Annotated in this window: 13 protein-coding genes; 3 read left to right on the forward strand and 10 right to left on the reverse strand. The window is 68.3% G+C overall.

Annotated elements, in window-relative coordinates:
- From K6T84_RS01195 to K6T84_RS01215, 5 genes are all read right to left on the reverse strand, one after another.
- Complete coding sequence (locus K6T84_RS01195) at positions 1-849, reverse strand: polysaccharide deacetylase family protein (RefSeq protein WP_224864809.1); 849 nt, start codon at positions 847-849, stop codon at positions 1-3.
- A gap of 20 nt (positions 850-869) precedes the next feature.
- Positions 870-2,177: an RNA 5'-3' helicase PhoH2 gene (gene phoH2 / locus K6T84_RS01200; RefSeq protein WP_225401614.1), complete on the reverse strand. Its 1,308-nt coding sequence runs from the start codon at positions 2,175-2,177 to the stop codon at positions 870-872.
- Positions 2,178-2,373: 196 nt separating this feature from the next.
- Positions 2,374-3,201 carry an acyl-ACP desaturase gene (locus K6T84_RS01205; protein ID WP_225401613.1) on the reverse strand — a complete coding sequence of 276 codons (828 nt, stop codon included), beginning with the start codon at positions 3,199-3,201 and terminating at the stop codon, positions 2,374-2,376.
- 69 nt (positions 3,202-3,270) lie between these two features.
- Positions 3,271-4,545, reverse strand: coding sequence for a serine hydroxymethyltransferase (gene glyA, locus K6T84_RS01210; RefSeq protein WP_225401978.1), 1,275 nt, complete (start codon positions 4,543-4,545; stop codon positions 3,271-3,273).
- Positions 4,546-4,577: 32 nt separating this feature from the next.
- Positions 4,578-5,780: a DUF885 domain-containing protein gene (locus K6T84_RS01215; protein ID WP_225401612.1), complete on the reverse strand. Its 1,203-nt coding sequence runs from the start codon at positions 5,778-5,780 to the stop codon at positions 4,578-4,580.
- 45 nt (positions 5,781-5,825) lie between these two features.
- Between K6T84_RS01215 and coaA the strand changes: the two genes are divergently transcribed.
- Entirely contained in the window at positions 5,826-6,764 is a 939-nt protein-coding gene (gene coaA, locus K6T84_RS01220; protein WP_225401611.1) for a type I pantothenate kinase, read from the forward strand.
- Between the two features lies 1 nt (position 6,765).
- On the opposite strand, the gene K6T84_RS01225 is transcribed toward coaA, so the two are convergent.
- The 4 genes from K6T84_RS01225 to K6T84_RS01240 all read right to left on the reverse strand — a co-directional run bounded on the left by K6T84_RS01225 (position 6,766) and on the right by K6T84_RS01240 (position 10,047).
- On the reverse strand, positions 6,766-7,326 hold the full coding sequence (locus tag K6T84_RS01225; protein ID WP_224864804.1) for a DUF732 domain-containing protein: 561 nt from the start codon (positions 7,324-7,326) through the stop codon (positions 6,766-6,768).
- 52 nt (positions 7,327-7,378) lie between these two features.
- The gene (locus tag K6T84_RS01230; protein ID WP_225401610.1) at positions 7,379-7,786 is read right to left on the reverse strand and encodes a hypothetical protein; all 408 of its coding nucleotides are present in this window, start codon (positions 7,784-7,786) and stop codon (positions 7,379-7,381) included.
- Between the two features lie 102 nt (positions 7,787-7,888).
- On the reverse strand, positions 7,889-9,256 hold the full coding sequence (locus K6T84_RS01235; protein ID WP_224864802.1) for a hypothetical protein: 1,368 nt from the start codon (positions 9,254-9,256) through the stop codon (positions 7,889-7,891).
- A 2-nt stretch (positions 9,257-9,258) separates the two neighbouring features.
- Positions 9,259-10,047: a (2Z,6E)-farnesyl diphosphate synthase gene (locus tag K6T84_RS01240; protein WP_224864801.1), complete on the reverse strand. Its 789-nt coding sequence runs from the start codon at positions 10,045-10,047 to the stop codon at positions 9,259-9,261.
- Positions 10,048-10,118: 71 nt separating this feature from the next.
- On the opposite strand from K6T84_RS01240, the gene trhA reads away from it, so the two are divergent.
- Positions 10,119-10,826: a PAQR family membrane homeostasis protein TrhA gene (trhA, locus tag K6T84_RS01245; RefSeq protein WP_224864800.1), complete on the forward strand. Its 708-nt coding sequence runs from the start codon at positions 10,119-10,121 to the stop codon at positions 10,824-10,826.
- On the opposite strand, the gene K6T84_RS01250 is transcribed toward trhA, so the two are convergent.
- Positions 10,823-12,049: a PucR family transcriptional regulator gene (locus tag K6T84_RS01250; RefSeq protein ID WP_224864799.1), complete on the reverse strand. Its 1,227-nt coding sequence runs from the start codon at positions 12,047-12,049 to the stop codon at positions 10,823-10,825. The genes trhA and K6T84_RS01250 overlap by 4 nt on opposite strands.
- Positions 12,050-12,195: 146 nt before the next feature.
- Between K6T84_RS01250 and K6T84_RS01255 the strand changes: the two genes are divergently transcribed.
- On the forward strand, positions 12,196-14,109 hold the full coding sequence (locus K6T84_RS01255) for a DUF1214 domain-containing protein (RefSeq protein ID WP_224864798.1): 1,914 nt from the start codon (positions 12,196-12,198) through the stop codon (positions 14,107-14,109).

Genomic DNA, 14,109 nt, shown 5'->3' on the forward strand with positions numbered 1-14,109 from the left:
TCACGCCCCGTTGTTCGGTCCCCCCGAATTCGCCCCGGGAATGTCGGTGATCGGCAAGTTCGGCATCGGCGGCGGCGACGGTGTCGCCGGCAACGACGGGATGTCCGCGGCCGGGATGTCGTGCAACTCGTTGACCGGCGGGCCGTTGTCCCGGCTGCCGTAGACGCTGCCCGGTGCGCGCGGGCCGAGCAGCTCGCTGACCGTAACCATGTGGTAGCCATTGGCTTTGAGCACCGGCAGGAACTGGTACACCAGGTCGACGGTGGATGAGTAGGTGTCGTGGAACAGCACCACCGATCCGGGCTTGATCTGGGTCATCAGCATGTAGCGGCTGGCGGCGATATCGGCGTCGTTGATCCAGTCGAATGGGATGACATCCCAGAGGACCCCGGCCAGGCCGAATTCGGCCGCCCGGGCGTTCACCGCGTCGTCGGTGAGCCCGCCGGGTGGGCGCCACAGCGTCGGCTTAACCCCTGTGGCCGAGGCGATCGCGTCGTTGGCCTTCGAGAACTGCGCGGGCACATCCCCGGCCGGGATCGTGGTCATGTTCGGGTGTTCCCAGGTGTGGCTGCCGATCTGCATCCCGGCCTCGGCGATCCGCCTCGCGGTAGCCGGGTTGTCCGCCACCTTGTTGCCGATCAGGAAGAACGTCGCGCGGGCCCCGGCATCGTTCAAGATCCCCAGCAGCCGATCGGTATACGGCGACGGGCCGTCGTCGAACGTCAGCGCCACGCACTTGACGACGGCGCAGTCCACCGGTTCGGCCAACGCCTCGTGTACATGGCTGGTGCAGGCGCCGAGCACCGCAACAGCTATCGCCACGACACCTATGCGCGCACGTTCTGCCACCCCGGCAGCCTACCGGGGGCTCAGGGCAGCGACTCTGGGTTGATCTCCTCGAGCATCTCGGTGACCAGCGCGGCGATCGGCGAACGCTCGCTGCGCAGCAGCGTGATGTGGGCGAACAGCGGGTGGCCCTTGAGCTTCTCGATGACCGCGGCGATCCCGTCGTGCCGGCCGACCCGCAGGTTGTCACGCTGGGCGACGTCGTGGGTGAGCACCACCCGCGACCCCGTGCCCAGCCGGGACAGCACGGTCAGCAGCACGTTGCGTTCCAGCGACTGGGCCTCGTCGACGATCACGAACGAGTCGTGCAGGGAGCGGCCCCGAATGTGGGTCAGCGGCAACACTTCCAGCATCCCGCGGGAGAGCACCTCTTCGAGCACCGCCGGGCTGGCCAGACCTTCGAGGGTGTCGAACACCGCCTGGGCCCACGGCCCCATCTTCTCGTTCTCGCTGCCCGGCAGGTAGCCCAGCTCCTGGCCGCCGACGGCATACAGCGGGCGGAACACCACCACCTTGCGCTGGGCGCGCCGTTCCAGCACGGCTTCCAGGCCGGCGCACAGCGCCAGGGCGGACTTGCCGGTGCCGGCCTTACCGCCGAGCGAGACGATGCCCACCGATTCGTCGAGCAACAGGTCCAGTGCCACTCGCTGCTCCGCGGAGCGCCCGCGCAGCCCGAACACCTCCCGGTCGCCGCGGACCAGCTGCACCCGCTTGGCGGCATTGACCCGGCCCAGTGCGTGAGAGGCACCGGCGAGTAACCGGATTCCGGTGTGGCACGGCAGATCCCGTGCAGCGGTCAGGTCGATCTCACCCTCGCCGAACAGGGCGTCGATGTCGTCGACGGACGCCTCGACCTCATCCATCCCGGTCCAGCCGGAGACCACGACGTCCTGGGCGTGGTACTCGTCGGCGGCCAGGCCGAGCGCAGCGGCCTTGACCCGCAGCGGAATGTCCTTGCTCACCAACGTGACTCGTCGTCCCTCTGCGGCCAGGTTGGCGGCGCAGGTCAGGATCCGGGAGTCGTTGCTGTCGGAACGGAATCCGGTCGGCAATACGGCGGGGTCGCTGTGGTTGAGCTCGACGTGCAGCGTACCGCCCTGCGTCCCAACGGGAATGGGCTGATCGAGCCGTCCGTGCTCCAGTCGCATGTCGTCGAAGATGCGCAGCGCCTGGCGCGCGAACCAGCCCAGCTCATGGTGGTGGCGTTTGGCCTCCAACTCGCTGATCACCACCAGAGGAACCACGACTTCGTGTTCGGCGAACCGGGCACAGGCCCACGGGTCCGACAGCAACACGGAGGTGTCGAGCACGTACGTCCGGATTTCAGGCACTTCAGCGCTCCAGCGGGTGCAGGCCCGCGCGACCCCGCGCGAGCAATTCGACGGGGTGAGACAGCACCAAGACCAGGGCCGGTCTGTCGTGTTCACGACCGGTGGTGCCGCCTAGACAGCAGAGCATGTGGCTAGCCATCGAGTGCGACGGTACCCCCGCCGACGCATGCGCGCCCCGCAGGCGCGCCGGAGCAAATCAGCTGATGGCGAAGCCCTTGAGGTCGGGGTTCGCGGCCAGCCCCCACGCGCTGATCCGGTCGGAGACCACCCGTCGCAACTGGTCGGGTCCGAAGATGCCGGCCGCGGCGATCCCGGCCTGCCGGTCGGCATAGGCGTCGATCTCGGCGCCGACGACTTTGACGTCGGCGGCCCGGGCGGCGATGGCGGCCACCGTCTCCTCGGGCACGAAGTCCAGGCAGTGCGTGACCAGGTTCGCGAAGAACTCCTCGTGGCGCTCCTCGTCGGCGGCGATCCGGCCGATCAGCCCCTTGAGCACCGGCTCCTCGGTCTTGTCGGCCAGGTTGCGGCAGAACTCGGCGCAGGCGCGCTCGTAGAACGCCATGAACACCAACGTCTCGACCTGGCTGAAGTGGTCGGCGCGGTAGCCCTTCTGCACGTGCTCCATCCGGACCCGCTCGTTGGCGTTGGGGTCGATGTCGCGGGTCACCATCAGGTACTCCCGCAGCGCGATCGCGTGCAGGTGCTCCTCGGCGGTCCAGCGGCCGATCCAGCGCCCCCACTTGTCTTCGAGGATGAAGTGCTCGACAAGCTCGCGGTGGTAGCCGGCCAGGCTGTCCTTCTCGACGAGCAGGATCTCGCATGCTTCGGCGATCACCTTGGGCAGCGAGACCTGCGACGGGTCCCAATCCGTGCCGCCCAGGAAGGCGAAGTTGCGTCCCTGCTCGAACGGCACGTAGTCGTGCGCGAACCACGGGTCGACGGTGTCGATGTGCCGGACCAGGTTCGCGTCGACCACCGGCTCCAGCTCGCGGATCAGCGCATTCGCAACAGGACGTTCAGCCATGAAAGTTACTGTAACCCGAATTCACACTATCTTGTCAACTCGGGCGCGCCGGGCGTGTCAAACCCTGCCCTAAACGAGCTTCCAGTCCTCCAGGCCGTCATACAGCGGGAAGTCCTGTGCCAGCTTGGTGACCCGGGCCCGCAGCGCCGGTACGTCGGCGGCCGAACCCGCCGCCAGCGCGGTGGCGATGACGTCGGCGACCTCGGTGAACTCCGCGTCGCCGAAGCCACGGGAGGCCAGCGCCGGAGTGCCCACCCGCAGCCCCGAGGTGACCATCGGCGGCCGCGGGTCGTTCGGGACGGCGTTGCGGTTGACGGTGATGCCGACCTCGTGCAGCAGGTCCTCGGCCATCTGGCCGTCCAGCGGCGAGTCCCGCAGGTCGACCAGCACCAGGTGCACGTCGGTGCCACCGCTGACCACCGACACCCCGGCCTTGGCGACGTCGGCGGCAAGCAGCCGGTCGGCGAGGATCTTCGCGCCGGAGAGCACCCGCTGCTGACGCTCGGCGAACTCGGCCGTGCCGGCGATCTTGAGCGCGACGGCCTTGGCGGCGATCACGTGCATCAGCGGGCCGCCCTGCTGGCCCGGGAAGACCGCCGAGTTGATCTGCTTGGCGAACTCCTTCTTGCCGATGATCAGCCCGGAGCGCGGGCCGCCGAGGGTCTTGTGCACGGTGGACGAGACGACCTGGGCGTGCGGCACCGGCGAGGGGTGCAGTCCGGCGGCCACCAGCCCGGCGAAGTGCGCCATGTCCACCCACAACGTGGCGCCGACCTCGGCGGCGATCGAGGCGAACGCTTCGAAGTCCAGGATGCGCGGGTAGGCCGACCAGCCGGCGACGATCACCTTCGGCTTGAACTCCAGTGCCTGCGTGCGCACCACGTCCATGTCGATGCGGTGGCTGACCGCGTCCACGCCGTAGAAGGCGTTCTCGTAGAGCTTGCCGGAGAAGTTCAGCCGCATCCCGTGGGTCAGGTGTCCGCCGTTGGCCAGGTCCAGGCCGAGCAGCCGGTCGCCGGGCTCCATCAGCGCCTGCAGCACCGCGGCGTTGGCTTGGGCCCCGGAGTGCGGCTGCACGTTGGCGAAGTCGGCGCCGAACAGTTCCTTGGCACGGTCGCGGGCGATGTTCTCCACCACGTCGACGTGCTCGCACCCGCCGTAGTAGCGCCGGCCGGGCAGGCCCTCGGCGTATTTGTTGGTCAGCACACTGCCGTGCGCCTGCAGCACCGCCCGCGGCACGAAGTTCTCCGAGGCGATCATCTCCAGGGTGTCGCGCTGACGCCCCAGTTCCTTGCCGAGCAGCTCGGCGATGTCGGGATCGAGCTCGGCAAGCGGCGTCGACATCGTGGAAGTGGGACGGGTTTGGGGTGCGGCAGTCACGCGGGCAAGTCTATCGCCGACGGAATGAGCGGCTCGTCCAGCAGCCGACCGAACCGCTCGGTGAGGCTCACGCCCACCGGCCGGGCGTCCAGCCAGCCGCGCAGCAGCCGGTAGCCCTCCACATAGGTCGAGGTGTAGGCCCGCCACAGCGGCGAGGACAGGAACCGCATGCTCTGCCGGGCCCGGTCGTCGGTGACCAGCAGCCAGCGGCGAAGATACGCGGCCACCTCGTCGGTGTCGCGGTGCTCGTCGTGCAACATCAGTGCCGCGTCCTGGCGCACATCGGCCAGCTCGGCGGCCGCCGCGGACACCGCTTCGGCCCGTTCGCCGTCGAACCGCAGTCCCAGATCGGCGTAGATCTCCGCCGCCCACGCACCCCACCCCGGGCCGACCGCGGCATACAGCGCCAGGTCGGCCAGGCCCTCGGCCATCAGGCACTGCGGGGTGTTGACCAGGAAGATGGTCTGCTCGGCCTGACCGAGCCGCGCCACCAGCCCGGCCTCCTTGCGGCAGTGCTCGGTGTGATGCCCCGGGTAGGACTCGTGGCCGACCAGCCGCGGCAGGTTGGACATCAGCTGCTTGAGGTCGGCGTTGACGGCCACCGTGGATTGATAGTCGCCGCGGTAGTAGTTGAATCCCGACCACGGCTTGTCGGTGACCACCTCGTAGGTGATGGTCTCGGTGTCGGGCAGCGGGAAGTGCTCGCGGACCCGGTCGCGCAGCGCCGAGGAGAACGCGTGGATGCACGCCTCCAGCCGCTCCGGCGGAATCTCGTCCGCCTGACGGTGTGCGGCCATCCGGTCGGCCAGCGGACCCGTTCCGCCCAGGGCTTCGTCGAGCCGGGCGTGCGCGGCCCGGTAACGGTCGGGGTCGCCCTTGACGATGGTCGCCACGTCGAAGTAGTCGCTGACCTCCTCGACGAATCCGACCTGCTGCCCGGCGAACTTGCGCCCGGCGCATGCCAGGGCCCGCAGGTGCGCCCGCAGATAGTCCGCCCGCGCCTGGTCGAGACCGCCGGGCAGTGCCGCTCCCAGCCGCTCGGCCTGGCGGGCCAGTTCGGCCGGGTCGGGTACCGGTTCGTTCTCGACGAGGCGTTGCAGCGCCGGATCTCCGGTGAACGCGTCGACGTAACCCGGCTCGATCCGGTCGAAGCGCAGACCGAGCAGCAGGTATTCACGGATCAAGACGTCGGGCTCCATACCCGATCAGGCTAACGGTCGAGGCGGCTGCAAGACTGTACGGTCATGCGGCGGCTGAGTGAGCCGAGTCCCTACGTGGAGTTCGACCGACGGCAATGGCGGACGCTGCGTATGTCGACGCCGATGCCCCTGAGCGCCGACGAGGTCGTCGCGCTGCGCGGCCTCGGCGAGCAGGTCGACCTGCTCGAGGTCGAAGAGGTCTACCTGCCGCTGGCCCGTCTGTTGCACCTGCAGGTCGCCGCCCGCCAGCAGCTGTTCGCCGCCACCGCGGAGTTCCTCGGCGAGAACGATCTGAGCCCCGACCGGCCGGTGCCGTTCATCATCGGCGTGGCCGGCAGCGTGGCCGTCGGCAAGTCGACGACAGCTCGTGTGCTGCAGGCCCTGCTGGCCCGCTGGGGCCACCATCCGCGGGTGGATCTGGTCACCACCGACGGGTTCCTGTACCCCAACCACGAGTTGGAACGCCGTAACCTGATGCACCGCAAGGGTTTTCCCGACAGCTACAACCGTCGCGCCCTGATGCGCTTCGTGACGTCGGTGAAGTCCGGCGCCGACATGGTGTGTGCGCCGGTGTACTCGCACCTGAGCTACGACATCGTCCCCGGCGCCAAGCAGGTGGTCCGCCACCCCGACATCCTGATCCTCGAGGGCCTCAACGTGCTGCAGACCGGGCCGACGCTGATGATCTCGGACCTGTTCGACTTCTCGCTCTACGTCGACGCCCGGGTGGAGGACATCGAGCACTGGTACGTCTCGCGGTTCCTGGCGATGCGCTCCACCTCGTTCGCCAACCCCGACTCGCACTTCCACCACTATGCGGCGCTGAATGACCAGCAGGCGGTGGCAGCCGCGCGTGACATCTGGCGTTCCATCAACCGGCCGAACCTGATCGAGAACATCCTGCCGACCCGGCCGCGGGCCACCCTGGTGCTGCGCAAGGACGCCGATCACTCCATCAACCGGCTGCGGCTGCGCAAGCTCTGACTTACGGCAGAGTAGCGGTTCCCGGCTGTGGCTGTCCTGGCTGCTGCCCCGGCTGCTGCTCGGGCTGGCCCTGCGCGGGCGGCTCGTTCGGCGGCGGGGGCTCGTTCGGCGGCGGGGGCTCGTTCGGCGGCGGAGGCTCGGCCGGCGGCGGTTCCTGCCCCGGCGGCGGCTCCTGCCCCGGCGGCGGAGTCTGCGGCGGCAGTGGCGGGATCACCTCGTTGGTCGGCGTCGGCTCCACCGGCACGGGTGTGGGTGTCGGCGTCGCGGCCAACGTGTCCGGGCACATCTCCTTCTGCGCGGCGTCCACCACCACCTTGGTGATCCCGTCGGCGACCTTCGTGCCGAACCGATCCCGGGCGGGACGGCCGCGCCGCAGGTTCTGGCAGATGTACCCGCCGAACTGCACCGCGCCCGCCGGCGTCGACAGCCCCGGGCTGTTCTGGTACTTGAAGCCGTGGGACTCGAGGTAGCTCAGGTAGCTCTTGTCGTCGGCCTGCGCCGGCGCTTCGGCGAACATCAGGGTCACGGGAATCAGCGTCATCGCCGCCAGCCGCCACATCATGGCCCAAACTGTAATTGGTGGCGGCCGCGGCGACACGCTGAGCGACCCGCGATCAGCTCAGCCGACGCAGTCCGCGGAACTGCATCCACGCGAAGAACGCCGTGTAGACGGCACTGCCCAGCGTCGCCGCGATCCCGATTCCGGTGAGCGGAAACACACCCGCCTCCACCACCGCAACGGCGGCCACCGTGCACACCAGGTTCGCGGCGATCACACCGATCCCGGCCCGGCGCACCTCCGGAAGCGCGGACAGGAAGTACACCACCGCTCCGTAGAGGACGCAGAACGCGGCCAGGGCGTATTCGTGGGCCGGAGTCAGGCCCTCGATGGCCGCCATCGGGCGGGCGGCGATCACACCGGCCAAACCGATGATTCCGGTGATGACGGCGTCGGCGCGCAGGGCGAAGCGCAGCAGTGAGTCGGTCGCGTCGAACAGGATCGGCGTGGTTATTGCGGTCATGATCAAGCTCCTTGTCCAGGGTCTTCTACTGACACCCCCGACGTTGCTCACAACCCGCTGCCACATCGACGCACGGCACTGCCAAGCGCTGCCAATCGCAGGTCAGAGGCCTGGCGACACCTCGACCCGGCCGCGCAGATCGGCGGCGATCACCCGGGCCCCGGCGTTCTGCCAGTTGTGCAGGGAGCGCTGCGGCACCTCGGTGACCAGCCACTGCCAGGCCTGGCGGGCGGTGGGATCGAGTCCGGCGGCGGTGGCGTTCTGTGCGTAGGCCCGCACCCCCACCACGTACGGGAAGTACAGCGCGTTGTAGTGCCGCCACTGCTCGGTGGTACCGAACTCGCCGCAGTCACGCGGTTTGAGCGCCGAGATCCGGTCGGCCAGCAACGCCTTGAGTTCGTTGGCGCGCTCCAGCGGAGCATCGGGGGCGCCGCGGGCCGCCAGTCGTTCGTCGATCACCGGCAGCGCGGTCAGCGGGCTGGCGACCAGTTTCGACAGATCCCCGTAGTGGCCCAGCGCCCGCCGGGTGAGCCGGACGAAGGCGTCCTCGTCGAGGTCGTCGAGCGGGCCGCTCGAGCGCAGCGCCAGCGCCGCCTCGGTCTCGCGCAGCGCGGCACGGTCGGCGCGCAGCTCCGGGGACCGCCAGAACGCCAGCCGATCGAAGATCCCGGCCAGCCGGTCGATGAACACCTGCGCCTCGATGGCCACCGCGATCATGGTGAACATCAGCACCGTCAGCACGACCTGGGTGCCGGTGTCGCCGCGGGTCAGCACCAACGCGAGCAGGACCTGGCCGCCCAGCAGCGTCGTCATCGCGCCGGAGGCCAGAAACGAGCGCAGCATGTCCAGGCGCAGCGCCTGGCCCTCGTCGAAGGCATCCCACAGCGCCACCGCCAGCCCCAGCAGCAGCACGTCGAAACCGGTGGCGGCCAACGCGATCCCGCTGGGCACCACCCCGAGCGGGATGATCAGGATCGCGTTGGCCAACGCGAAGAACAACGTCGCGACGACCACCACCCCGAGCACCGAACCGGGCTGCGCCGGCCGGATCAGCGCCTTGACCATCGCCCCGACCGTGGACGCCGAGATCACCGCGAACAGCAGCCAGTGCCCGGCCCGCAGTGGTCCATCGACGCTGCCGGCCCAGGCCGCACCGGTCAGCGCCACCGCGGCCACCGCGCCGATCAGCAGCGTCTCACGCCCCCGGCCGCCCCAACGGTCGCAGGGCCGGCCCAACTCCAGCAGCACCGCGAACCAGGCCACCCCGGGCACCACGGCCAGGTAGATCTCCAGCTTGCCGAGTAGCTCCGGCTGCCACACCGCCCGCACCGCGTCGGCGGCGACCACGGCCGCGAAGCCGCACAGCCCGACGGCGGCCAGCACCAGCACCGGCTTGCGGGGGTCCCGGGCCAGCAGGTAGGTCCCGAGCCACCAGCTCAGGGTGAACACCAGGCCCGACAGCACGATCACCGCTACCGCCCGAATCGCCGATGTCGAACGCTGTAGTCGCGCAGCGCGCGCAGGAAGTCGACCCGGCGGAACGCCGGCCAGTGCGCCTCGGTGAACCACATCTCCGAATAGGCGCTCTGCCACAGCAGGAAGCCGGACAGCCGCTGCTCGCCGGAGGTGCGGATCACCAGATCGGGATCGGGCTGACCGGAGGTGTAGAGGTTCTCCGAAATGCCCTCGACGGTCACGGCTTCGACCAGTTCCTCGGCGGTGGCGCCGTTGGCCAGTTCCTTGCCGAGCAGGCCGCGCACGGCGTCGACGATCTCCTGCCGGCCGCCGTAGCCGACGGCGACGTTGACGTGAAACTCACCCGTGCGAGCTGTGCCCTCTACCGCGGCGCGCAACCGTTGGGCAGCCTCGGCGCCGATCAGTTCCAGGTCCCCGACGGTGCGCACGCTCCAGCGGTTGGCCGGTGCGCAGATCTCCTCCACCACATCGGTGATGATCTCGATGAGCGCGGCGAGCTCTTCGCGGTCGCGTTGCAGGTTCTCGGTGGACAGCAGATAGACGGTGGCCATCTCGATGCCGGCGTCGGCGCACCACCGCAGCATCTCGGCGATCTTGGCAGCGCCCATCCGGTAGCCGTAGCTGACGTCGTCGTAGCCGGCGTCGCGGGCCCAGCGCCGGTTGCCGTCGCACAGCACGGCGATATGGCGCGGCAGCGCCGATCGGGAGGCCGCCAGGCCCTGCCGTAGCCGCAATTCGTAGAGCCGGTACAGCGGCTCTTTCAGGCGCGCCGGGATGATCGCCACAAAAACCCAGACTACTGTGATCGGGAGAAGTTGCCGCCAATCGCATCCGGGAATCCGCTTGGGGAAGGTCCATGAGCACCCACGCCGACATCATCGCCGAGCCCAACCCTGAGCTGCCCGACTTCGCTGCGGGGCCGGTGAAACCGAGAGCCCGCGGGTGGATTCACCTGGTCTCGGCGATCGTGGCGGTCATCGCCGGGATCACCCTGATCGCGGTGACCTGGCCGCTGGCCGGCCTCGAAGCCGGATTGGCGACGCTGGCCTACACCATCTCGGTGGTCGGCATGTTCGCCGTCAGCGCAACGTATCACCGGGTGACCTGGAAATCGGTGGCCACCCGGATCCGGATGAAGCGCCTCGATCACGCGATGATCTTCATCTTCATCGCCGGCACCTACACCCCGTTCGCACTGCTGGCGATGGATCACGGCCGCCAGGAACGGCTGGTGATGATGATCGTGTGGGGCGGCGCACTGGCCGGGGTGGTGCTCAAGTTGTGCTGGCCGACCGCCCCGAAATGGGTGGGGGTGCCGCTCTACCTGCTGCTGGGCTGGGTGTCGGCGTTCTTCATCGCCACGATCATGCACAACGCCGGGGTGGCGGCCATGGTGCTGCTGACCGTCGGCGGCGCGCTCTACAGCATCGGGGCGATCATGTACGCGCTGAAGTGGCCGAACCCGTGGCCGGCCACGTTCGGCTACCACGAGTTCTTCCACGCCTGCACCGCGGTGGCGGCGGTCTGTCAGTACATCGCGATCTGGTTCGCGGCGCTGTATTAACGGCTCACGCCACGCCAGTGCAGGACTTCCAGCGCGACCGCGATGTGCACGCCGCCCTTCTCCAATGACTGCGGCAACAACTCGTTGGCGCGGGCGATCCTGCGCAGCACCGTGTTTCGATGGGTGTACAGCAGCTCGGCCGTTCGCGCGGCGTTGCACTGCTCGTAGATGAAGGTCAGGACGGTGCGCTGCAGTTCGGCGTCGGCAGACTCGAAGTCCCCGAGCGTCTGTGTGATGAAGCGGTCCGCTTCGTCCGTGTTCGCGGTGACCAGCGCGATGAGGTAGATGTCGGTGAACTTGGCGAGCCGCTGCGGTGAGCCCAGTCGCGCCATCATGCGCTGGGTGGTGATCGCGTCGAGATGGCTGCTGCGAAACCCCTCGATACCCGCCGCCGTCGGCCCGATGGCCATCCGCACACCTGACCGCTGACCCAGTTCGACGGCAATGTCGCCGAGGTCCGGGGCGTCGACTCCGGGCAGCCATACCCAACGGGTCCGGGCATCGGCCAGCACCGACAACGCCCGCCCTTCGGTGTTGCCCATCAACATTTCGGCGGCGCGATCCAGATCGGACAGATTGACGTTGGATTCGTCGCCCCAGATCACCACCGCGGTGTGGCTCCCCCCGAGTTGGTACCCGAGGCGATCCTCGATGTGCCGCTGGCTGATCGGTGCACCATCGATGACCAGCGCGACGGTCTGCCGTCGCTGGGCGTGTGTTCCGCGGGTCAGGTCATTGCGCTCGATTCGGATCTGGCGACAGACCGCACCGACCGTCTCGTCGATGAAGCCCGCCAGCGAGCGAGCCGACACATCGAGTAGCTCGCGCAGTTCGTCCGGGTCGGACGTCAATTCACATGCGAGTTGCAGCCAGGACTTCCATGTCACATTGTGCGCGACCCGGTAGCCGTCGACGATCGCCGCTTCATCCAACCCGTGACGAACCAGATCACGTGCGGCGGTGAGTGATTCGTCATCGAGGTTGGGCGCTACCGGCGTTGCGGGGTGAGCGACGTTCGCTGCCAGCCAGTGCAGCAGGTTCGAGCGAAGGCTTTGGCGGACCGCCTCGACGATCACCGGATCATCGGCGATGGTGCGCACATAGTCCGAAGCGAGTGTTGCCCGGTGAAGTTCACCCAGCCACGGTTCGAGACCGCTCACGCCCAGCTGGGCGCCTTGGCGCATCAGCTCGCAGACCCGGTCGGATGGCCGCTCCCAGTTCACCGGCGGAGCGTATCCGACAATGGTGCATAGTGCACTAGTGACGCCGGATTTTGGATGGGAAATCGGTGCATCTGCCACTTGTATCACCGGATTGCTTCAAGCCAGCATTAGCGGGAATCAGCCGATCTATCAGCACCTGGAGCAAGATGACACACCAGCAGTCCGCCTCGAAAGTCACCCGTCCGGCGTCGCCGGGACGCGCTCGTGCGGCGGCCACGGCGGCCGGCGCGCTGGTGGTCGCCTTGACGGCGTCCCCCGCGGCGTCAGCGACGCCGCCGGCGGTCAAGGCGCCGTCGATCCTGCTGACGACGGGATCAACGAGCCCGTTCCAGGCCCTGCTGGACCAGATCGTCGCGGGGCAGAACACCGTCATCGCCACGAACAGCCAGTACCCGTTCGTCACCGATTTCGACAAGACCCTGCTGCCCGGGTACGCGCAGATGTCGGCGATGAACCAGCTGGTCCTCGGACTCTCGCAGTACAACCTCGACCACAGCTACTCGCAGAACTCCACGTCGGTGATCCCCTATCAGTGGAACGCCCCGGGCGCCGAGCCCTACAACTTCTTGAACAGCCCGAACCCGGACGAGCAGTACCACCTGCTGCCCGTCGGGGACAAGACCGAGGTGGTCACCGTGCACCCCGGACCGGGCACCGAGGAAGTGACCTTCACGATGATGACCGGCAACGGCATGACCAAGGAGACCGACTGGCACTCGGTCACCGCCTTCAACCTGTCGGAGTTCCACGCCAACCCCGACGGCAGCTACACCATCTACGTGGGCCCCGACGCGCCCACCGGCGCCAACTGGATCGACACCGACGGCTACGGCTCGGTGCTGATCCGCGACACCCTCGGTGACTGGGGTCTGCCGCACACCGCGGTCTCGGTCGCGCTGGAGGACCAGCCCGCGTTCACGTTGCCGGTGCTCTCCGATGACGACATCTCCGCGCTGCTGGGCCAGGCCGGCGACAACCTGGTGGACAACAACTCCAGCTTCACCCTGCTGGGCCTGCAGTACGTCTTCGACACCATCCCGATGGATTCGGTGAAGCCCTGGGCCACGACCACCAACGCCATCCCGGGCGGGCCGCTGCTGCCCGGTCAGATCACCAGCTTCGTGCACTTCCAGGTCTCGGACGGCGAGGCGATGGTCGTCAAGGTGCCCAACATCGACGCCACCTACACCGGCGCCCAGATCGCCAACGCCTGGACGGGCACCTCGGCGTACGCGACCGTCACCGGCAGCCTCAACAACACCCAGGCGTTCCACGACTCCGACGGCTACACCTACTACGTGCTGAGCGACCAGAACCCGGGTGTCGCCAACTGGATCAACACCTCCGGCCTGCAGGACGGGCTGCTTGCGCTGCGCATCCAGGGCCTCAACGGTGACATCCCGGCCAATGCGCAGATCCTCGGAACCGTGCCGGTCGGCGAGGTCGGCACCCTGCTGCCGTCGGACTACCCGACCGTCAGCGCCGCCGAGTACGCCGCGGAGATCCAGCAGCGGATCTTCCAGTACGACTACGCCATGGACCAGACGCACAACCCCATCGGCTGGGTGACGACCAACCTGGAGTTCGATCAGATCAAGGCCGCGGTCGGCGACGAGCAGTTCGAGAAGATCTTCGGTGGCCAGCAGGACGTGCCCTCGGTGCTGGACCGGATGACGGACGCTACGTGGATGCCCAACCTGGGCAGCGTCATCAACGCCTTCATGGCCGACCCGAGCGGTGCCACGGCGGCGCTCGTCGAGAACCTGCCCTTGGCGCTCAAGGACATCGAGCTGCCCATGGTGCTGGCGGCCCTGCGGCTGGAGATGGGCCTCCCCGACGCCTTCACTCAGATGTGGACCGACCCGGCCACCAGCATCACCGCGGGCTTCCTCAACGCGCGCGACGACCTGGCGACCTCGATCCTGAATTCCGACGGCCACCCGGCGCTCACCGCCGGTGATTTCACCTCCGTCAGTGACCAGATGACCGAGCTCTACCAGGCCGCGCAGCAGATGCTGTCAGCCGGCATGAGCTACCTGTTCGACGGCGGCGTCGCATGA

Origin of the sequence: Mycobacterium zoologicum (assembly GCF_020181635.2) — a bacterium.
Lineage (GTDB): Bacteria > Actinomycetota > Actinomycetes > Mycobacteriales > Mycobacteriaceae > Mycobacterium > Mycobacterium zoologicum.